The sequence below is a fragment of the Avibacterium sp. 20-132 genome (assembly GCF_023611925.1).
Classification (GTDB): domain Bacteria; phylum Pseudomonadota; class Gammaproteobacteria; order Enterobacterales; family Pasteurellaceae; genus Avibacterium.
In genome coordinates, this window is sequence record NZ_CP091456.1 from 1,668,389 (window position 1) to 1,687,788 (window position 19,400).

At 40.2% G+C, this 19,400-nt stretch carries 19 protein-coding genes and 1 tRNA gene; 14 read left to right on the forward strand and 6 right to left on the reverse strand.

From position 1 onward, the window contains the following. Window positions 1–19 precede the first annotated feature (19 nt). Window positions 20–1,948, reverse strand: a complete 1,929-nt coding sequence (locus tag L4F93_RS07930) for a DNA topoisomerase III (protein ID WP_250349782.1) — start codon at window positions 1,946–1,948, stop codon at window positions 20–22. 117 nt (window positions 1,949–2,065) lie between these two features. On the opposite strand from L4F93_RS07930, the gene L4F93_RS07935 reads away from it, so the two are divergent. Then, window positions 2,066–2,395, forward strand: coding sequence for a YbaB/EbfC family nucleoid-associated protein (locus L4F93_RS07935; protein ID WP_103853095.1), 330 nt, complete (start codon window positions 2,066–2,068; stop codon window positions 2,393–2,395). A gap of 82 nt (window positions 2,396–2,477) precedes the next feature. Continuing rightward, window positions 2,478–3,083: a recombination mediator RecR gene (gene recR, locus L4F93_RS07940; protein ID WP_250349783.1), complete on the forward strand. Its 606-nt coding sequence runs from the start codon at window positions 2,478–2,480 to the stop codon at window positions 3,081–3,083. A gap of 32 nt (window positions 3,084–3,115) precedes the next feature. On the opposite strand, the gene L4F93_RS07945 is transcribed toward recR, so the two are convergent. After that, window positions 3,116–3,192 (reverse strand) — tRNA-Val (locus L4F93_RS07945). A 204-nt stretch (window positions 3,193–3,396) separates the two neighbouring features. Here L4F93_RS07945 and pyk point away from each other — a divergent pair. Both pyk and L4F93_RS07955 read left to right on the forward strand, forming a co-directional pair. Beyond that, window positions 3,397–4,836 carry a pyruvate kinase gene (pyk, locus tag L4F93_RS07950; RefSeq protein WP_250349784.1) on the forward strand — a complete coding sequence of 480 codons (1,440 nt, stop codon included), beginning with the start codon at window positions 3,397–3,399 and terminating at the stop codon, window positions 4,834–4,836. A gap of 164 nt (window positions 4,837–5,000) precedes the next feature. Next, window positions 5,001–5,663, forward strand: coding sequence for an NAD(P)H-dependent oxidoreductase (locus L4F93_RS07955; protein WP_250349785.1), 663 nt, complete (start codon window positions 5,001–5,003; stop codon window positions 5,661–5,663). Window positions 5,664–5,970: 307 nt separating this feature from the next. Here L4F93_RS07955 and L4F93_RS07960 read toward each other — a convergent pair whose 3' ends face one another. Both L4F93_RS07960 and L4F93_RS07965 read right to left on the reverse strand, forming a co-directional pair. Then, window positions 5,971–6,228 carry a DinI-like family protein gene (locus L4F93_RS07960; RefSeq protein WP_250349786.1) on the reverse strand — a complete coding sequence of 86 codons (258 nt, stop codon included), beginning with the start codon at window positions 6,226–6,228 and terminating at the stop codon, window positions 5,971–5,973. Window positions 6,229–6,302: 74 nt separating this feature from the next. Continuing rightward, entirely contained in the window at window positions 6,303–6,737 is a 435-nt protein-coding gene (locus tag L4F93_RS07965) for a LexA family protein (RefSeq protein ID WP_250349787.1), read from the reverse strand. A 346-nt stretch (window positions 6,738–7,083) separates the two neighbouring features. Between L4F93_RS07965 and sstT the strand changes: the two genes are divergently transcribed. The 6 genes from sstT to L4F93_RS07995 all read left to right on the forward strand — a co-directional run bounded on the left by sstT (window position 7,084) and on the right by L4F93_RS07995 (window position 12,534). After that, a complete protein-coding gene (sstT, locus tag L4F93_RS07970) occupies window positions 7,084–8,328 on the forward strand; it encodes a serine/threonine transporter SstT (RefSeq protein ID WP_250349788.1) in 1,245 nt (414 codons plus the stop codon). Between the two features lie 76 nt (window positions 8,329–8,404). Next, window positions 8,405–9,850, forward strand: a complete 1,446-nt coding sequence (gene modF / locus L4F93_RS07975) for a molybdate ABC transporter ATP-binding protein ModF (RefSeq protein ID WP_250349789.1) — start codon at window positions 8,405–8,407, stop codon at window positions 9,848–9,850. A gap of 47 nt (window positions 9,851–9,897) precedes the next feature. Continuing rightward, entirely contained in the window at window positions 9,898–10,818 is a 921-nt protein-coding gene (locus L4F93_RS07980; RefSeq protein ID WP_250349790.1) for an SPFH domain-containing protein, read from the forward strand. A 61-nt stretch (window positions 10,819–10,879) separates the two neighbouring features. Next, complete coding sequence (locus tag L4F93_RS07985) at window positions 10,880–11,332, forward strand: NfeD family protein (RefSeq protein WP_250349791.1); 453 nt, start codon at window positions 10,880–10,882, stop codon at window positions 11,330–11,332. Beyond that, a complete protein-coding gene (locus tag L4F93_RS07990; protein ID WP_250349792.1) occupies window positions 11,333–11,965 on the forward strand; it encodes an NAD(P)H-dependent oxidoreductase in 633 nt (210 codons plus the stop codon). Beyond that, window positions 11,965–12,534 (forward strand): TorD/DmsD family molecular chaperone, encoded by a 570-nt coding sequence (locus tag L4F93_RS07995; protein ID WP_250349793.1) that lies wholly within the window; start codon window positions 11,965–11,967, stop codon window positions 12,532–12,534. Before L4F93_RS07990 ends, L4F93_RS07995 begins: the two co-directional genes overlap by 1 nt. A gap of 160 nt (window positions 12,535–12,694) precedes the next feature. Here the strand turns inward: L4F93_RS07995 and L4F93_RS08000 are convergent, their stop codons facing one another. Next, entirely contained in the window at window positions 12,695–13,630 is a 936-nt protein-coding gene (locus tag L4F93_RS08000) for a Kdo(2)-lipid IV(A) acyltransferase (protein ID WP_250349794.1), read from the reverse strand. A 132-nt stretch (window positions 13,631–13,762) separates the two neighbouring features. On the opposite strand from L4F93_RS08000, the gene hldE reads away from it, so the two are divergent. From hldE to L4F93_RS08015, 3 genes are all read left to right on the forward strand, one after another. Continuing rightward, window positions 13,763–15,190 (forward strand): bifunctional D-glycero-beta-D-manno-heptose-7-phosphate kinase/D-glycero-beta-D-manno-heptose 1-phosphate adenylyltransferase HldE, encoded by a 1,428-nt coding sequence (gene hldE / locus L4F93_RS08005; RefSeq protein ID WP_250349795.1) that lies wholly within the window; start codon window positions 13,763–13,765, stop codon window positions 15,188–15,190. 211 nt (window positions 15,191–15,401) lie between these two features. Further along, window positions 15,402–15,740, forward strand: a complete 339-nt coding sequence (locus L4F93_RS08010) for a YegP family protein (RefSeq protein WP_250349796.1) — start codon at window positions 15,402–15,404, stop codon at window positions 15,738–15,740. Window positions 15,741–15,879: 139 nt separating this feature from the next. Further along, a complete protein-coding gene (locus L4F93_RS08015) occupies window positions 15,880–16,710 on the forward strand; it encodes a DUF5718 family protein (protein ID WP_250349797.1) in 831 nt (276 codons plus the stop codon). 52 nt (window positions 16,711–16,762) lie between these two features. On the opposite strand, the gene birA is transcribed toward L4F93_RS08015, so the two are convergent. Continuing rightward, the gene (gene birA / locus L4F93_RS08020; protein ID WP_250349798.1) at window positions 16,763–17,695 is read right to left on the reverse strand and encodes a bifunctional biotin--[acetyl-CoA-carboxylase] ligase/biotin operon repressor BirA; all 933 of its coding nucleotides are present in this window, start codon (window positions 17,693–17,695) and stop codon (window positions 16,763–16,765) included. Between the two features lie 133 nt (window positions 17,696–17,828). Here birA and guaB point away from each other — a divergent pair, with 133 nt between their 5' ends. Next, complete coding sequence (gene guaB / locus L4F93_RS08025; RefSeq protein ID WP_250349799.1) at window positions 17,829–19,292, forward strand: IMP dehydrogenase; 1,464 nt, start codon at window positions 17,829–17,831, stop codon at window positions 19,290–19,292. The last annotated feature ends 108 nt before the right edge of the window (window positions 19,293–19,400 follow it).

The following is a 19,400-nucleotide window of genomic DNA, read 5'->3' on the forward strand; positions in this document are numbered from 1 at the left end:
ATTTAACTTGCCGTAAAACTTATGATTTTTCCACCGCACTTTTCTTTTTTGTTGTGCTTGCATTTTTTGTCGTCATTTGTTGTCGAGATAATGCACTAAGCTGCCGTAACGCATCGAAATTGGTATAACTGAGCAGGGCAGGTAGGGATTGTATCAATTCGTGCATAAATTGGTGATAATTCAATTCTTTTTGGCTAATACTGTTGAGCTGGGCTTCCCAATGTGCAGTCATATCGGGCAGCGTGGCAATATCAGGTAACGCTTGGATTAAAATTCTCCCTGTTTTGCTACTGTGAATATGACGCCCTTTTTTATAGATAAAACCACGTTTAAATAGCAACTCAATGATGCCTGCGCGAGTGGCTTCTGTGCCTAAGCCATCTGTTTCGCGTAGGATTTTTTTTAAGGCTTTGTCTTGTACAAAACGTGCGATCCCTGTCATTGCTGAAAGTAGGGTCGCATCAGAAAATGGTTTCGGTGGCTGGGTTTTCTTGCTGAGAATTTCCCCTTTTTCACAGAATAATTTTTGCCCTTTTTTTACTTCAGGAAGCAAGGGGTCGGCGTTATTTTGCTCGTCATTTTCTTTACCCCAAAGTTCTTTCCAGCCAGCCACTTGTAGATTACTGGCTTGGGCGATAAATTTTCCCCCTGCTATATTTAAGGTGATTTTGCAGCGACGATATTCCGCATCAATACAGAATTGGGCTAAATATTGACGAGCGATAAGCTGATAAATATTTCGTTCTGTTTGTGTGAGATTAACGGGGGTATTTTTTGCCGTTGGGATAATGGCGTGGTGTGCTTCCACTTTTTTATCATTCCAGCAACGATTTCTCTGTTCAGGATTAATGATACTGGGTAATGATTGATAATCGGGGGCTTGTGCGGAAATCGCATTCATCACCTTGTGACGATCAGCAAAATGCTCTGTGGGTAAATAACGGCAATCTGAACGTGGATAGGTGATCAAGCGGTGCGTTTCATATAAACGTTGGCAGGTATCCAACACCTCTTGGGCGGAAAGTCCATAGCGTTTTGCGGCATCAATTTGCAAGGCAGAAAGGGAATAAGGCAAGGGAGCGGCTTCCTTTTCGCGTTTGTCTTGATAATCCGTCACCATTGCAGGTTGTCCTGTGATACGTTTCACGACATTTTCTGCTAAGGCTCGTGAGAGTACGCGTCCGTCTTCATCTTGATAATCTTCACAGGCTTTGCTTGGTTGCCAAAGTGCGGTGAATTTTTGCGCGATTTCTTCCGTTGTTTGCACGAAAGCCTGCACTTCAAAATAATCTTTTGGTTGGAAGTTTTCAATTTCCAGATCACGGCGAACGATCAAACCCAATACTGGGGTTTGCACGCGACCCACAGAAAGCACACCGCGATAGCCCATATTTTGCCCACGTTTCGTGTAGGAACGCGTCATATTAATGCCATAAAGCCAATCGGCTCTAGCGCGGGCGAGAGCTGATGTCGCAAGGGGAATAAAGTGTTGATTAGATTGTAATTTTTTTACTGCTTTTTGCACCGCACTTGGGTTTAAATCACTAATTAAGCAACGTTGGATTTGAGCTTTTTTTTCGGCAGAAAGATTGGCATAGCTAAACACTTCATCGACTAAAAGCTGCCCTTCACGATCAGGGTCGCCGGCATTGATCAGTTCATCAGCTTGATGAATGAGCTTGATTACGGTATCCAATTGTTTTTTCACCGCTTTGCGTGGAATAAGCAACCATTTTTGCGGCACGATGGGTAAATCTTCCAAGCGCCACATTTTGAATTTGGGATCGTAAGCCTCCGGTTCAGCTTGCTCTAATAAATGGCCAACGCACCAAGTTACGCAATCATTTTCGCCACAACGAATAAAACCATCACCACGCTGATGGGGTTTGGGCAACACATCGGCAATGGCGCGTGCAAGGCTAGGTTTTTCGGCTATAAATAATCGCATAGGGACAACATCAATTAGCTAAAACAAAGCTCTGCATTCTAACACAGATTTCATTATTCCCAATTTATTAATTTTTCGTTAGAATGTTGCGACTTATTAACACTGAGGATAAAAATTATGTTTGGAAAAGGTGGCTTAGGCAACTTAATGAAACAAGCCCAACAAATGCAAGATCGTATGCAAAAAATGCAAGAAGAAATTGCACAGTTGGAAGTAACGGGTGAATCTGGCGCAGGCTTGGTAAAAATTACGGTAAATGGTGCGCATAACTGTCGCCGTATTGAAATCGATCCTTCTTTAATGGAAGACGATAAAGAAATGCTCGAAGATCTGATTGCAGCCGCGTTTAATGATGCTGTTCGCCGTGCAGAAGAATTGCAAAAAGAAAAAATGGCATCAGTTACCGCAGGAATGTCATTACCGCCCGGCTTTAAGATGCCGTTCTAAATTCCCCTAATTTTGCACTGCACTTCATTTTTTCTTAAAAATCAAAGTGCGGTGTGTTTTTTTATTTATTTTAGGCAAAACAATGCAAACAAGCCCATTATTAGAAAATCTTATTGATGCACTGCGCTGTTTACCCGGAGTGGGACCGAAATCGGCACAACGTATGGCATATCATTTACTGCAACGGGATCGCAACGGTGGAATGGAGCTAGCGCGTGCTTTAACCGCCGCAATGTCGCAAATTGGGCATTGCGAGCAATGCAGAACCTTTACTGAAGAAGACGTGTGTACTATTTGCCATAATCCACGTCGTCAAAACACTGGTTTGCTTTGTGTGGTGGAGCAACCTTCAGATATTCAAGCCATTGAACAAACGGGGCAATTCTCAGGGCGTTATTTCGTCTTAATGGGGCATCTTTCTCCTTTAGACGGTATCGGGCCAAAAGAAATCGGTTTAGACTTGCTTAATAGACGGTTGCAAAATGAAACCTTTAATGAAGTGATTCTCGCCACCAATCCAACGGTGGAAGGTGAGGCAACCGCCAATTATATTGCAGAACTTTGTATGCAATACAATATCAAAGTCACTCGTATTGCGCACGGTATCCCAGTGGGCGGAGAGCTAGAAACGGTGGATAGTAACACGCTTGGACATTCTTTTTCTGGGCGCAGAGAAATTGAGTATTAAATAAGAGAAAATTTAGGGGGAATTAGAAGAAATGGTGCGACTAGCTGGACTCGAACCAGTGACCCCCACCATGTCAAGGTGGTGCTCTAACCAACTGAGCTATAGTCGCACTGAAATTTGGTGCGTATCTTAGCGACTTTTGCCGTGTAACACAAGGGCATTTTTCATATTGTATGATTAATTGCCATAAATTTAATCAATGGCTTAGCGTTTTTTGCTGTTTTTCGCGTAGGCGATCTCGATCTTGCTGGGTTTTAGGCGTATAATAGCCCGCAATTTTTAGTTTGTATTTTGAAGAACAATGGAGTAAGTAATGTCTAGAAGACTAAGAAGAACCAAAATTGTATGTACTATGGGGCCTTCTACAGACCGTGGTAATAATTTAGAAAAAATTATTGCAGCGGGTGCTAATGTAGTGAGAATGAACTTTTCTCACGGTACGCCTGAAGATCACATTGGGCGTGCGCAACGTGTGCGTGAAATTGCACAAAAATTAGGTAAAACTGTGGCGATTTTAGGGGATTTACAAGGGCCTAAAATTCGTGTTTCTACTTTTAAAGATGGCAAAATTTTCTTAAATGTGGGTGATAAATTTGTTTTAGACGCAGAATTACCAAAAGGTGAAGGGGATCAAGAAGCCGTTGGTTTAGATTATAAAACCTTACCACAAGACGTTGTTCCGGGTGATATTTTATTATTAGATGATGGTCGTGTTCAGTTAAAAGTATTATCAACTGAAGGCGCAAAAGTCTTCACTGAAGTGACTGTCGGCGGGCCTCTTTCAAATAATAAAGGGATCAATAAATTAGGCGGTGGGTTATCTGCCGATGCCTTAACGGAAAAAGACAAAGCAGATATTATTACTGCAGCGCGTATTGGGGTGGATTACTTAGCCGTGTCTTTCCCTCGTTCAAGTGCTGATTTGAACTATGCACGTCAATTAGCGGAAGAAGCCGGTCTTAAAGCGAAAATTGTGGCAAAAGTAGAACGTGCGGAAACCGTAATGAGTGATGAAGCGATGGACGATATTATTCTTGCTTCTGATGTGATTATGGTTGCCCGTGGTGACTTAGGCGTTGAAATTGGCGATCCTGAATTAGTGGGCGTACAGAAAAAATTAATCCGTCGTTCTCGTCAATTAAATCGCGTGGTGATTACCGCAACGCAAATGATGGAATCAATGATCAGCAACCCAATGCCAACCCGTGCGGAAGTAATGGACGTAGCCAATGCGGTATTGGACGGTACAGACGCAGTAATGCTTTCTGCTGAAACCGCTGCGGGGCAATATCCTGCTGAAACCGTGGCAGCAATGGCGAAAGTGTGTTTAGGGGCAGAAAAAATGCCTAGCGTAAACGTTTCACGCCACCGTGTTGATCGCACTTTTGATACGATTGAAGAAGCGGTTGCGATGTCAGCAATGTTTGCTGCGAACCATATGAAAGGGGTTGCCGCAATTATTGCAATGACAAACAGCGGACATACAGCGAAATTAATGTCTCGCATTAGCTCTGGTTTACCAATTTTTGCCTTATCTCGTAACCAAGAAACATTAAATCTTTGTGCATTATATCGTGGTGTTGTACCTGTTCATTTCGATCAAGAAAGCCGTACTATTGAAGGATTGAAAGCGGCGATGCAATTGTTGAAAGATAAAGGTTATTTAGTAACGGGTGATCTTGTGTTATTAACTCAAGGTGATCTTCTAACCTCTGGTGGAACAAACACTTGTCGCACATTAGTGGTTGAATAATCTGATTTTTTAAACAGAACTTAAACCTAGATTAAAAAGTTACCTAACAAAAATAGGTAACTTTTTTTATTTGATGTCTATCAACTTTAATTGTCATAGCATTTCCTGAATTTTTACTGTGCTTGCTATAATGATGGCATTTAACCTTATCGGGAGAAAGTATAATGAGTGTAATCAGTAAAGAACAAGTATTAGAAAGATTTCGTTTTCGTGCCGCAACACGTTATTACGATCCAAATAAAAAAGTGAGCCGTGAGGATTTTGATTATATTTTAGAGCTTGCTCGTTTATCACCAAGTTCAGTGGGATCAGAGCCTTGGCATTTCGTCGTGATTCAAAATCCAGAATTACGTGAAAAGCTTAAACCGGTCAGCTGGGGAATGGTAACTCAGCTTGATGAAGCGAGTTATGTGGTGGCGATTTTAGCAAAGAAAAATGCACGTTACGATTCAGATTATTTGCATAATGCCTTAATTAAGCGTGGATTAACGCCAGAACAAATGGAAAAAGCGAAAGAAAAATACCACACTTTTCAACAAAATGATATGAACGTGCTGGAAAGTGAACGGGCATTATTCGATTGGACAAGTAAACAAACTTATATCGCATTAGCAAATATGATGACAGGCGCGGCATTTATTGGTGTGGATAGCTGTCCAATAGAAGGCTTTAACTATGAAGCGGTGAATCAAATTTTAGCCCAGTCAGGTGCGTTTGATCCAGTGGAATGGGGCGTTTCTGTGATCGTTACCTTTGGTTATCGGGCGAAAGAGATTAAAGCGAAATCAAGAAAACCGATGGAAGAATTGGTCACTTGGCTGGAATAAATTGTTAAAAAACACCGCACTTTATTTTTTTCTTCGATGAATATTTAGGGCAAACCTTATTGGGTATGTGAATAATGTAATGGTCTAAAATTCCCAAACCCTGCAAAACTTTGTGAAATAGTTTGAGAATATCCCAGTTCTCTGCATAATTTACCTAATTTTGCTAGCGATTTTGTCTCTTTTTAGTCGCATTATTCAAATAGAGATCCCCCTAGAAGCTAATGGCATAGATAAACTAAAGTGTGGTGGTTTTTTTATGATTTTTTATATGATGAACGCAATGAATATTCGCTTCTATCTTGCTTTATCAATCCAGTTCAACCAACGAACTGTCGTTCCAGAGTTCTTCTAAATATTCCATTAAACGTTCCTTTTCGTCTTTATTTTTGATACCTGTTATTTCCACACCTGCCGCACTGGAAAAACGGATACGAACGTGAATATCTTCAAATTTCTCCGCGATCTTTCGAGGCAGTACATCTTGCAGCTTAGCAATGATTTTTAATTGGTATTCTTGGCGTTTTGTGTCGCTTTCTTTCATAAAACGAATGTCTAACTGCTTCATTATATGCTTCCTATTTTATTTGTCCTAAACAGTAAAAATGAAAAAATTTGCACCGCACTTTTCGTTTCAATGAGTTAAGCGGCAAATCGCATTTGTTTTTTAGGTTTTATTTGATGAATGGTATTTGTAATTACGCCAATAATGGGTAAGGCAGACCATTTTTCACATTTTATGCTTTTCATTTTGGCATCCAGTGGTAGAAAAATGAATGCTTTATCTTCATAAGCAACAAACTCATATATGCAGAATTGATGATTTTGTTCCATTACCACTAAATCCCCAATGCCAAGATGATCATTTTGTTCCACCACGAGCATATCGCCCATTTCAATTCCCCACGCCAGCATATTTGGGTTTGTTACCTGAATAAAGCAGGTTTTTTGGGGGTGTTTAATGCAATAAAGATTTAAATCAAGTTTTCTATTAAAGGTGGAATTGAAAGATTTACTATCAGTTAAAAATGGCATTGGCTGATAGGAGAACGGGGTTTGTTGGTTGAGGTAATTCATCTTGATGCTCCGCTTATCATTAAACTTACTGGGTTTTTATACAGTGAAAATGATACTGTTGTTTTATACAGCTCGTCAATACTGTATAAAAATTTTTTTCACATTTTTGTGTTACTGCACAAGATTTAGGGCAAAAAGGAGAAAATAATGAATTTTATTTAATTTAGAAGGAAATATTTCTATCTTTATGTAAATAATATGCGTTAATTTACGATTTTATATTTTCTTTAGTAAAAAATTAGGCTATCTTTACAAGGGCTATGGGGGATCTAATTTTAGATCTGAATTTTAACTCGTTGCTGACCCATTTATTTGGTTCAGCTTAAACACAACATCGTAAATTATTATGAATACATCTCGTTTATATTCTTTGTTTTTTCACGGAAGTTTAGTGAAAAGAATTTCTATCGGTTTAGTGCTAGGCTTACTTTTGGCGATTATTGCACCAAGCTTACAATCAATGCTCGGCTTTAATCTTGCTGAAAAAGCGGGTTTTTTAGGTAAAGTATTTGTGCGCTCATTGCGTGCGGTTGCACCAATTCTTGTCTTTTTATTGGTTATTTCAGCTATTGCGAATAAAAAAATTGGTACGCAAAGCAATATGAAAGCCGTGGTGATTTTATATTTGTTAGGCACCTTCCTTGCGGCATTAACTGCGGTGTTATTTAGCTTTGCTTTTCCAACAGAAATTGCATTGCAAACACAAGAAAATTCTTTATCACCACCAAGCGAAGTTTCTCAAGTGTTAGGAACCTTAGTGTTAAATGTGGTGGATAATCCAATCAATGCGCTGTTTAATGCAAACTTTATTGGGATTCTTTCTTGGGCGATTGGTTTAGGTTTAGTGTTACGCCACGCATCAGACACCACTAAAAATGTGATGAATGATCTGTCTGAAGGGGTATCAAAAATCGTTCACTTCATCATTAGTTTTGCCCCAATTGGGGTGTTCGGGTTAGTGGCTGAAACCCTTGCGGATAAAGGCTTAGGCGCATTATTTGATTATGTGCGTTTATTATGCGTATTAATTGGTGCAATGCTATTTACTGCTTTCGTCGTAAACCCAATTTTAGTGTATTGGAAAACTCGCCATAATCCATATCCATTGATCTGGACTTGTGTGCGTGAAAGTGGTTTAACTGCGTTCTTCACGCGTAGCTCAGCGGCAAATATTCCTGTAAATATGGAGTTAGCAAAACGCTTAAACTTAAATGAAGATACTTATTCTGTTTCTATTCCACTAGGGGCAAGTATCAATATGGCAGGTGCGGCAATCACAATTACGGTATTAACCTTAGCTGCTGTGCATACCTTAGGTGTGGAAGTATCTTTCCCTACCGCATTATTATTAAGTGTGGTATCAAGCGTGTGTGCTTGTGGTGCATCGGGCGTTGCGGGTGGTTCATTATTATTAATTCCATTAGCTTGTAGCTTGTTTGGTATCTCAAATGACATTGCTGCGCAGGTTATCGGCGTAGGCTTTATCATTGGTGTGTTACAAGATTCCGCAGAGACCGCGTTGAATTCATCTACTGACGTAGTATTTACGGCGGCGGTGTGTATCTCTGAAGAGGAAGCACAAAAAGGTTAATCTTTTTGTTAAAGATGAAAAGATGTTAAATAAGAAAGAGCGGATTAAATTTCCGCTTTTTTTATAGGTGGCTAGTATGATTACGATTCAAAATGCAAGATTTCAACTTGCTCATCATCAACGCTTAAAAATAGATGAATTATCCATTCAGCCCAATGCCTATTGGAGCGTCGTGGGCAGCAATGGCAGTGGTAAAAGCGCACTTGCATTGGCGTTAGAAGGCAAACTGCCTTTGCTTGAGGGGAAAATGGAAAATCGGTTTCAAACTGTTTGTTCCCTCTCTTTTGAAAAACAGCAAAAAATTGTCAGTGAAACCTTTAAAGATCGCAATAATGATGGCGTAAGCCCTGATGATTTTGGCAAAACTGCCAAACAAACCATTTTGGCAGAAAACGCGGATCTTGCTTTATTTGAAGAATATAGTTCGCTGTTAAAAATTACCGCACTTTTAGATCGCCCATTTATTCAACTTTCTACTGGAGAAAGTCGTAAAGTGTTGCTATGCCAAGCCTTAGTACAACAGCCTGATTTGCTCATTTTAGATGAACCTTTTGAAGGATTGGATCAACAATCGGTTAAAGAATGGAAAGTGTTGCTCGCACAGTTACAAGCAAAAATCGCGATTTTGCTGATATTAAATCGCTTTGATGATATTCCTGATGAAGCCGATCATCTTGCCTTGTTAGAACATCAAGAAGTGATTTTGCAGGGGGAACGCAATACCATTGAGCAACAAAGCCTTTATCAACAACTTCGCTATGCGGATTCTGCGCAACATATTCCTTTACCTGAACGTGCGATGCCAGCGATAAAACTTGACGAAAATCAACCGCTCTTTGAATTAGAGCAGGTAACCATTCAATATGGTGAGAAAAAAATTCTGGATAAGCTCAATTGGCAAGTAAGGCGGGGGGAAAACTGGTGGATAAAAGGTCCAAATGGCGCAGGAAAATCGACCTTGCTTTCCGTGATTAGTGGCGATCATCCACAATCTTATGCTAATAAAGTGCGTTTATTTGGCAATCAACGTGGTTCTGGTGAAACCATTTGGCAGATCAAACAAAAAATGGGGTATGTCAGTAGCCAATTGCATATGGACTATCGGGTGAATTGCTCAGCGCGTGATGTGATCCTTTCTGGATTTTTTGACAGTATTGGTGTTTATCAAAAAGTGCCAGATGCTTTGCACATTAAAGCAATGGAATGGCTTGCCCGATTGAATTTAACTGCACAAGCAAATCAGCCGTTTAAATCTTTATCTTGGGGACAGCAGCGTTTATTACTGATTACAAGAGCAATGGTAAAACATCCACCTGTATTGATTTTAGATGAACCCTTGCAAGGGTTAGATGGGGTAAATCGTAAACTGGTAAAACACTTTATTGATCAGCTGGTAATGAATAGCGAAACGCAATTATTGTTTGTTTCACATCAAGAGCAAGATGTGCCAAGTTGTATCACTCATTTATTTGAGTTTGTTAATAAAAATGGCGGATACGACTATATACAAAAGCCAGTGTAATTGTTAGACTTCGGCATAACTATTTATCATTATAGTAGGAGAAAGAGATGGAATTATTAGAGGGGTTGCCAACGGCCGCTATTATTTTTTTAATCTTAGTCGGCGTAGTTTTATTTTCTACGCTTAAAACTGTGCCACAAGGCTATCATTGGACGATCGAACGTTTTGGTCGCTATACTCGTACACTTACCCCTGGGTTAAATTTTGTTGTTCCCTTTGTTGATCGTGTTGGTCGTAAAATTAATATGATGGAACAAGTGTTAGATATTCCTTCGCAAGAAGTGATCTCGAAAGACAATGCCAATGTTTCCATTGATGCGGTGTGCTTTGTGCAAGTGATCGATGCTCGCCGTGCGGCTTATGAGGTGAACCATTTAGAGCAAGCGATCATCAATTTAACGATGACGAATATTCGTACCGTGCTAGGCTCAATGGAATTGGATGAAATGCTTTCACAGCGTGATAATATCAACGGACGTTTGTTATCCATTGTGGATGAAGCAACGAATCCTTGGGGAATTAAAGTAACGCGTATTGAGATCCGTGATGTACGTCCGCCGCACGAATTAATCGCAGCAATGAATGCGCAAATGAAAGCGGAACGTAATAAGCGTGCTGAAATTTTAGAAGCCGAAGGGATTCGACAAGCTGAAATCTTACGTGCGGAAGGGGAGAAACAATCACGTATTCTCAAAGCCGAAGGGGAGAGGGCAGAAGCCTTTTTACAAGCCGAAGCGCGTGAACGTGCGGCGGAAGCAGAAGCCAAAGCCACACAGATGGTTTCTGAGGCGATTGCGGGTGGAAACACCAAAGCGATTAATTACTTTATTGCCCAAAAATATACCGAAGCGTTAAAAGAAATCGGCGGCGCGAATAATAGTAAAGTGGTATTAATGCCACTTGAAGCAGGTAATTTAATTGGCTCTGTGGCAGGTATTGCTGAGTTGTTAAAAGGTGAAAAGCAGTAAATCTGCCAATCATTATCAGGGGCATTTGCCCCTTTTCAATACATAAAATAAGGGGATAAGTATGGAATGGCTCGCAACTTGGTCAGTGTGGCATTGGCTTATTTTAGGTTTCGGTTTATTGATTGCCGAAATTCTTATTCCGGGCGTGTTTTTACTCTGGTGGGGCTTAGCCGCGATTATTATCGCTGGTGTGATGGCACTATTTGCAACCTTATCCTTAACTTTTTTAGTGATTGGCTATGCCATTTTAGCCATTATTTTAAGTTTTTCTTGGTGGAAATACCAACACGGTAAAGATCTGCAAGATCAATCACATTCCTCATTAAATCAACGAGATCACGCAATGCTTGGGACAAAAGGGATCGTGCAAGAAATCAATGAAAACGGCATTGGTCGAGGCTATTTTGGCGATACGACTTGGCGAATTCAAGGTAAGCATTTACGAGTGAATGATGTGATTGAAGTGTATAACGTGGAAGGGATCACCTTATTTGTTAAGAAAGTAGAAGAATAAATGAAACATTTAATTATTTTTGCCCATCCAAATGGGCAGGGCAGTTTTAATCGTAGCATTTTAGACCGCGTAAAGTCCACAAGCGAAAAGCGAGCGGTAGAAACGCAAGTACGTGATTTATATCAGCTTAACTTTAACCCTGTGATTTCGTGGAATGAATTACAAGGTGCGAATCAAGGGATTACGCCAGAAGAAATTCGTTATGAACATCAGTTAATTCGCGAGGCAGATTTAATCACGCTCATTTATCCCCTATGGTGGATGGGGTTTCCAGCAATTTTGAAAGGCTATTTAGATCGCGTGTTAAGCCACGGTTTCGCTTACAAGACAGAAAACGGGCAATCCGTGGGCTTATTACAAGGTAAAAAAATGCAACAATTTATTACCATCGGCAGTAATGTTGAAAAATATCAACAGTTTGGCATTGATAAATCCTTGCGTGATTGCTTGGTAGATGGGTTGTTTAATTTCTGTGGAATTAAAGATATTCAGCATAAATTTTTTGGTGATATTCATATTATTGATGATAATGCTCGCCAAAAAATGCTTGAAGAAGTGGAACAAATAACTTCACAAAATTTAACCGCACTTTTATCCACTCAAGAAATCTTAAACAGCAAGGAAAGCGCATAATGAACAACGAAAACAGCCTTAACCATTTTTCGTTAATTAGCCGATTATTTGGCAATCTCTTTTATCGTTCCCCACAAGATGCCATGTTGCAAAATGTCTTTGCGTGGTTGCAACAAAAACCTCTCAATGAACTGTGGCCGTTAGAAACAGATAAACAAAGCGAACAAGCCCTTGAGGCATTGCAAATGAAGATTGATTTAGCCTTATTAGATCAAGAATATCAGCGTTTATTCTGCGGAAAAAATGCTCTTGTGCCAATGAATATTGAGGCTTATGATCTTAAATCGGCTGATTTCATCGCTTTTCGTCAAGAACGGGGAATGCCAGAACTGGAACAAAGTGCGGTGAATTTTCCGCTAATTTTTCTCACCGCGTCTTGGATTGAAGATAACCTTGATTCTCTTGAGGCTCAACAAACCTTGTTTGCTGAATTTTTATTACCTTGCGCGACTAAATTCTTAAATTTAGTAGAAAACCAAGCAAATTTACCTTTTTATCGCTCACTTTCCTTTCTCTCACGGGAAATTCTCTCTGCGATGGCTGATGAATTGGAAGAACAGCAATCTTAACGGTTTTATGAAAAACTAGGTGATGTCGTGTAGCCTTATTTAGCCTGAATATTTCATTCCAACCTTTAGAGTAAGAAAAATTTGTGAAAATTTTACCGCACTTTAGATTTGGTACTATTTATGACAAAGGGTGAAAGCGTATTGCTTCACCCTTCATTTTCTAATCATATAAACTCGCATCACTTTCTTGTGGACGGGTTTTAAATCGGCGGTGTAGCCACATATATTGTTCCACACCTTGCAAAATTTCTTGTTCAACCACTTGATTCATTCGAGTGGCAATTTCTATTTCAGTGCTGAGGTTTGAGAAATCCGCAGGGGCAGAAACTTTGACGGTATAGCCTGAGCCGTCCTTATTGCGTAATGGGGCAAAAGGAATGACTTTGCTTTGCGGTGAGGATTTTAATAAGTAATAACTGCCCGTGGTGGTGGCCGCCTCTTTCACTGCAAAGAAAGGGACGAAAACGGCATTTTTTCTGCCGTAATCGTGATCTGGCGCATACCAAATAATTTCACCACGGCGTAATGCTTTGATCATATTACGTAAATCTTTGCGATCGAGCATATCTTTATTAGAACGTAGCCGACCCCAAGTTTGTAGCCAATCCATTAGTGGATTATCATTTGGGCGATAAACGCCAATACCCGGTGTGTAAAGCCCCAGAATTCTCGCTCCCAACTCAAGGGTAAGAAAATGCACACCGGTCAAAATGACGCCATCTTTTTGGTGGGTTTTTAGGTAGTCAATCCCTTCCACTTTTGACCATTTTTTGATGCGCTTATCCGACCAAAACCACGCCATTCCTGTTTCAATAATGGCCATTCCCGTAGCTTTCACATTCGCTTGTGCAATTTCATTAATTTGCTGTTCACTATAATTAGGAAAGCAAAGGGTGAGATTGCGTTTGGCAATTTTCATTCTTCGTTTGCCAACAGATAATTTAGAAAATAGCCAGCCAAGCCCATTGCCAATTTTGTCTAAAATAGGGTAGGGAAGAAAAAGAATGAGGCGCCAAATGGCTAAACCAATCCAAAATGCCCAGTATTTTGGAGCAAGAAATGCGAGTTGAAATTTTGGAAGTGATGAATTTGCCATAATTAAAAAAGAGCTATTTGTTAAAATTGGTTTAATTAAAGGGCTAGTTTAGCGGAAATTTTAGTAAATAGCATTTATCCTATGGTAAAATCTGCAAAAATTTGTCATTTAATGAAAAAGAATGAGGTCAAAATGGCGCAATATTCTACTCAATTTCAACAAGCAAAAGTGCTTGTGCTTGGCGATGTGATGTTAGATCGCTATTGGTTTGGTGCAACGCATCGTATTTCTCCTGAAGCCCCTGTGCCAGTGGTGCGAGTGCAAGAAAATGAAGAGCGTGCTGGTGGCGCAGCCAATGTGGCGATGAATATTGCCTCCTTGAATGTTCCTGTTCAGTTAGTTGGTTTAACAGGGCAAGATGAGGCAGGTATCGCACTCTCAACAATGTTAGAAAAGCAGGGCATTGATTGTAATTTTGTGCAATTAGCGAGCCATCCAACGATTACTAAACTCCGTGTACTTTCGCGTCATCAACAATTATTACGCCTTGATTTTGAAGAAGATTTCCACAATGTAAAAAGCGATTTATTGTTGGATAAATTACAAAGTGCGGTGCAAAATTTTGGCGCTTTGATCCTTTCTGATTATGGCAAAGGTACACTTAATGAAGTGCAAAAAATGATTCAAATTGCCCGTCAAGCTAAGGTGCCAGTGTTAATTGATCCTAAAGGCACGAATTTTGAACGCTATCGTGGTGCAACTTTATTAACGCCAAATATGTCAGAATTTGAAGCGGTTGTCGGTCAATGCCATAGCGAAGATGAGATTGTGGAAAAAGGCTTAAAATTAATCCAAGATATTGAATTAAGTGCTTTGTTGGTTACCCGTTCAGAAAAAGGAATGACCTTACTCCGCCCTGAACAACCACCATTCCATTTGCCAACAGAAGCGAAGGAAGTGTTTGATGTGACTGGGGCGGGCGATACCGTAATCAGTGTTTTAGCAACGGCATTAGCTGATGGGCGTAGCTTTGAGGAGGCGTGTTATTTGGCTAATGTCGCGGCGGGTATTGTGGTTGGAAAATTGGGAACCTCTACGGTGTCTAACGTGGAATTAGAAAACGCCATTCACGGCCGTACCACCACAGGCTTTGGGGTAATGAATGAGCAACAGTTAAAAGAAGTGGTTTCTCAAGCTAAACAGCGCGGCGAAAAAATCGTGATGACTAATGGTGTGTTTGACATTATTCACCCCGGCCATATTTCTTATTTAGATAATGCCCGTAAGCTTGGTGATCGTTTGATTGTGGCAGTAAATAGCGATGCTTCAGTAAAACGCTTAAAGGGGGAAAGTCGCCCAATCAATCCATTAGAAGCCAGAATGGCTGTTCTCGCAGGACTTGCAGCGGTAGACTGGGTTGTTGAGTTCACTGAAGACACACCGCAACGTTTAATCAGTGAAGTGCTACCTGATCTATTAGTCAAAGGCGGTGATTACAAACCAGAAGAGATTGCGGGTGGCAAAGAAGTCATCGCCAACGGCGGTGAAGTAAAAGTGTTAAATTTTGAAAATGGTTTTTCTAGTAGTAATGTGATTAATAAAATTCGATCATTAAAGTAAGGCAATTGGATAAAATGGGAGAGGTACAGGGTAAAAAATGATGATTTTTTAATTTGATAACCCTAGGCTCTTGTTGGCGTATTAAATTTAACTTTCTTTCAATAACCTAATGGGTTGAATTAAGGTTTCTAATAAACGCATTGAAAAAACAGAAAAAAAGCTTATGATGAACGCGTGGAATATCCCACGACTTATTAAGAAGGAAAATATTATGGCATTAGGTTGGTATGAACTAAAACAAGCAAACGATGGTCAATTTATGTTTAATTTATATGCGGCAAATTCACAAATTATCTTGACCAGTGAATTGTACAAAACTAAAGCATCAGCATTAAATGGGATTGCTTCAGTACAGAAAAATGGTGCTGATGAAGCTAACTTTGAAATGAGAGTTGCTAAAAATGATAAGCCTTACTTTATATTAAAGGCAAAAAATCACCAAGAAATTGGGCGTAGCCAATATTATGCCTCTCAAGAAGGGGCAAAAAATGGTGTAAAATCAGTGATGAACAACGCACCAACTACCCAAATTAAAGATTTAACTGCCTAATTTAAAAGATAAAAGCGAGAGTTTCTCGCTTTTATTTTATTCCCATTATGGATGATTAAATCCCTTCAATTTCTTCTTGAAAATCCCTTCTAACCTTGTAGGATTTGAGAGAGATGATCAACATAAAAGGAGCAATAAAATGACAAAAAACGTTATCGGCCTTGGTGTCGCAGGCAATTTTGCGGGACATTTAGAGCAAGCGGGTGAGGCGAAGGATTTTGAGCAAGTAGAAACAGCAGAAAGGCATCAGCCGAAAGCGATTTTTCCTTTTTATGTACCTGCAGAGAATCTGGGGGAATATGACTTTTTGGCGGTAAATCCGTTAAGTGCCACGCATATTCGTTTTCCGCAAGCAGGCGCAGATAATTTGCAGATTGAGCCTGAAATTGCATTATTGTGCGATATTCAATATTCTAACGAAAAAGTAACCGCACTTTTACCTTACGCCTTTGCCGCTTATAACGATTGTTCTATCCGCCGTCCTAATGCCAATAAAATTTGTGAAAAGAAAAACTGGGGTGAGGAAACCAAAGGCTTAGCAGAAAAAACGATTCCGCTCACTTCTTTTACATTAGGTAGTGAAATTGATGATTACCGTATTGCTTGCTTTCATAAACGTCGTGGTGAGATGAATACTTATGGCGTGGATAGTCCAGCCTTGGGGTACAGTTATTTTCATCAGAGATTGCTAGATTGGATTGTGGAGCAAATGAATCATCAGCCTGATTTTGGACCAATGAATGATATTACAGAATTCTTAAAGAAAGCGAATTATCCAACCAAAGCCATTGTCAGTATTGGCGCGACCCGCTATACAGAATTTGGCACAAGTCATTTTTTGCAGCCTGATGATGTGAGTATTGTGGTGGTGTATAACGGTAAGAAATATACATCGCAACAAATTGAACAAATGGCGGCGCAAGAACGTTTTGCGGAAGATATTTCAGCGCTAGTGCAAAGGGTAGTTTAATAAATTGACGCAATAAAGGGGAACGCTTCCCCTTATTTGTTGCTTTCTATATTTATACTTTTCGGCGTAATGACACTTCACCGCCATTAAACCGCACTATGCCTTGTTTGGTTTCTAATAAAAGATAACCTTCGCTGTCTATGCCTCGTTCAATACCGTGCTGGCTGCCATTTTCGCTGATCATACTTACCGGCAGGTTAAGAAAAGCGTCCCACTCTGCCCAGCGTGAATGGAAGAATGTCATTCCTTCTTGTTCAAACAGGTCAAGATAGTGGTAAAGTCGTTGTACCAAAGCAATGATGATTTCATCACGATCAAAGTGCGGTAGAATTTCCCTTAATTCTGCCCAAGGTTGATTAATGCTTGCCTGTTTTGGTAAGGCAAGATTAATGCCAATACCAATAACCAAATTCAGCAAACCATTTTTACGATTGGCGATTTCAACAAGCACACCAGCCAGTTTACGCCCTTGTAGTAACACATCATTTGGCCATTTTAACCCTATGCTTTGCGCGCCAAAGGTTTGTAAGGTTTCCGCAATGGCGATACCGATAACTAAACTTAGCCCATTAAGGGAAATATTCGGTGGAAATGTCCAATAGGCACTGAGAATGATCTGCCCGGCAAAGGGGGAAAGCCAATCTCGCCCCCTTCTGCCTCGCCCTGCATATTGATATTCTGCCAAGCAAAGCTGCCCTTTTTTTAACTGTTCAATCTGTTCTAGCAAGAATTGATTTGTGGAATGAATCACGGGTTTAACCACCACAGGATAAGGGGCAAGACGCTGCTTAATATGCTCGGCTGAAAGCAACGGCAATTCGGGTTTGAGCTGGATTTCATCACCATTCAATTCAAAGTGAATGCCCTGTTCACTTAACGCTTGAATATGCGTATTCATTTCGCGTTCATCGCAATGTAAAAGTGCGGTCAAATTTTGGCGAGAATTTTTCTTGCCATCGGCTAACAACGTTAAAAGCTTAAACATTTTCTTCCCTTATATCGAATTTTTTTAATTAAAAAAATATTTACAATTTGCCATTCCCAAATCAGCATAAACTCTGTATAATCTCGTCGCAATATTTTTTAACATTAACCTCATAAAAAGAGAGAATATTGCTATGCTACGCGTACTAAAAGAAGCCCTTACTTTTGATGATGTGCTACTTGTTCCTGCACATTCTACCGTATTACCAAATACTGCCGATCTATCCACTCAATTAACTAAAACCATTCGTTTAAATATACCTATGCTTTCAGCAGCAATGGATACCGTTACTGAAGCAAAACTTGCCATTTCTCTTGCGCAAGAAGGTGGTATTGGTTTTATTCATAAAAATATGAGCATTGAACGTCAAGCTGATCGTGTACGTAAAGTGAAAAAATTTGAAAGTGGCATTGTTTCTGAACCCGTTACGGTTTCACCAGATCTCACTTTAGCAGAATTGGCTGAATTAGTGAAAAAAAATGGCTTTGCGGGTTACCCTGTTGTGGATAGCAAAGGGAATTTAGTAGGAATTATTACTGGACGCGACACACGTTTTGTTAATGATCTTAGCCAAACAGTAGAAAAAATGATGACGCCAAAAGAGCGTCTTGTTACGGTAAAAGAAGGTACAGCTCGTACAGAAATTTTAGCATTAATGCACAACCATCGCGTAGAAAAAGTGCTTGTGGTGGATGATAGCTTTAAACTGAAAGGAATGATTACAGTCAAAGATTTCCAAAAAGCAGAACAAAAACCAAATGCTTGTAAAGATGAATTTGGTCGTTTGCGTGTAGGTGCGGCTGTTGGTGCCGGAGCGGGCAATGAAGAACGTATCGAAGCGCTTGTGCAAGCGGGGGTGGATGTATTATTAATTGATTCTTCTCACGGACATTCTGAAGGCGTGTTACAACGTGTACGTGAGACTCGTGCAAAATACCCAAATTTACCAATTATTGCGGGTAATGTTGCCACTGCAGAAGGTGCGATTGCCCTTGCGGATGCGGGGGCCAGTGCGGTTAAAATTGGTATTGGTCCGGGGTCAATTTGTACCACACGTATTGTTACTGGCGTGGGTGTGCCACAAATTACCGCCATTGCTGATGCGGCGGAAGCCCTGAAAGATCGTGGTATTCCGGTGATTGCCGATGGCGGTATTCGTTATTCTGGTGATATTGCCAAAGCGATTGCCGCTGGCGCAAGCTGTGTGATGGTTGGCTCAATGTTTGCGGGGACAGAAGAAGCACCGGGAGAAATTGAACTTTACCAAGGACGTGCATTTAAATCTTATCGTGGAATGGGGTCCTTAGGTGCGATGAGCAAAGGCTCATCAGATCGTTATTTCCAAAGTGATAATGCTGCAGATAAACTCGTACCAGAAGGCATTGAAGGGCGTATCCCATACAAAGGCTACCTAAAAGAAATTATCCACCAACAGATGGGCGGTTTACGTTCTTGTATGGGCTTAACAGGCTGTGCCACTATTGAAGATCTTCGCACCAAAGCCCAATTTGTACGAATCAGCGGTGCGGGCATCAAAGAAAGCCACGTGCATGATGTCACCATCACCAAAGAAGCACCGAATTATAGAATGGGATAAAATGATTTGATTTTTATCTGTTTAAAATAGCGTAAAAAAGCGATGTTAATAATGGTAAATTATAGAGTTATCACCTTGATATTTAATCAATTAATGATTAAGAGGGAA

Excerpts from the sequence above, each read along its gene's own strand:
- L4F93_RS07930 (WP_250349782.1), bottom strand. The coding sequence starts at position 1,948 with ATGCGATTATTTATAGCCGAAAAACCTAGCCTTGCACGCGCCATTGCC.
- L4F93_RS07935 (WP_103853095.1), top strand. The coding sequence starts at position 2,066 with ATGTTTGGAAAAGGTGGCTTAGGCAACTTAATGAAACAAGCCCAACAA.
- recR (WP_250349783.1), top strand. The coding sequence starts at position 2,478 with ATGCAAACAAGCCCATTATTAGAAAATCTTATTGATGCACTGCGCTGT.
- pyk (WP_250349784.1), top strand. The coding sequence starts at position 3,397 with ATGTCTAGAAGACTAAGAAGAACCAAAATTGTATGTACTATGGGGCCT.
- L4F93_RS07955 (WP_250349785.1), top strand. The coding sequence starts at position 5,001 with ATGAGTGTAATCAGTAAAGAACAAGTATTAGAAAGATTTCGTTTTCGT.
- L4F93_RS07960 (WP_250349786.1), bottom strand. The coding sequence starts at position 6,228 with ATGAAGCAGTTAGACATTCGTTTTATGAAAGAAAGCGACACAAAACGC.
- L4F93_RS07965 (WP_250349787.1), bottom strand. The coding sequence starts at position 6,737 with ATGAATTACCTCAACCAACAAACCCCGTTCTCCTATCAGCCAATGCCA.
- sstT (WP_250349788.1), top strand. The coding sequence starts at position 7,084 with ATGAATACATCTCGTTTATATTCTTTGTTTTTTCACGGAAGTTTAGTG.
- modF (WP_250349789.1), top strand. The coding sequence starts at position 8,405 with ATGATTACGATTCAAAATGCAAGATTTCAACTTGCTCATCATCAACGC.
- L4F93_RS07980 (WP_250349790.1), top strand. The coding sequence starts at position 9,898 with ATGGAATTATTAGAGGGGTTGCCAACGGCCGCTATTATTTTTTTAATC.
- L4F93_RS07985 (WP_250349791.1), top strand. The coding sequence starts at position 10,880 with ATGGAATGGCTCGCAACTTGGTCAGTGTGGCATTGGCTTATTTTAGGT.
- L4F93_RS07990 (WP_250349792.1), top strand. The coding sequence starts at position 11,333 with ATGAAACATTTAATTATTTTTGCCCATCCAAATGGGCAGGGCAGTTTT.
- L4F93_RS07995 (WP_250349793.1), top strand. The coding sequence starts at position 11,965 with ATGAACAACGAAAACAGCCTTAACCATTTTTCGTTAATTAGCCGATTA.
- L4F93_RS08000 (WP_250349794.1), bottom strand. The coding sequence starts at position 13,630 with ATGGCAAATTCATCACTTCCAAAATTTCAACTCGCATTTCTTGCTCCA.
- hldE (WP_250349795.1), top strand. The coding sequence starts at position 13,763 with ATGGCGCAATATTCTACTCAATTTCAACAAGCAAAAGTGCTTGTGCTT.
- L4F93_RS08010 (WP_250349796.1), top strand. The coding sequence starts at position 15,402 with ATGGCATTAGGTTGGTATGAACTAAAACAAGCAAACGATGGTCAATTT.
- L4F93_RS08015 (WP_250349797.1), top strand. The coding sequence starts at position 15,880 with ATGACAAAAAACGTTATCGGCCTTGGTGTCGCAGGCAATTTTGCGGGA.
- birA (WP_250349798.1), bottom strand. The coding sequence starts at position 17,695 with ATGTTTAAGCTTTTAACGTTGTTAGCCGATGGCAAGAAAAATTCTCGC.
- guaB (WP_250349799.1), top strand. The coding sequence starts at position 17,829 with ATGCTACGCGTACTAAAAGAAGCCCTTACTTTTGATGATGTGCTACTT.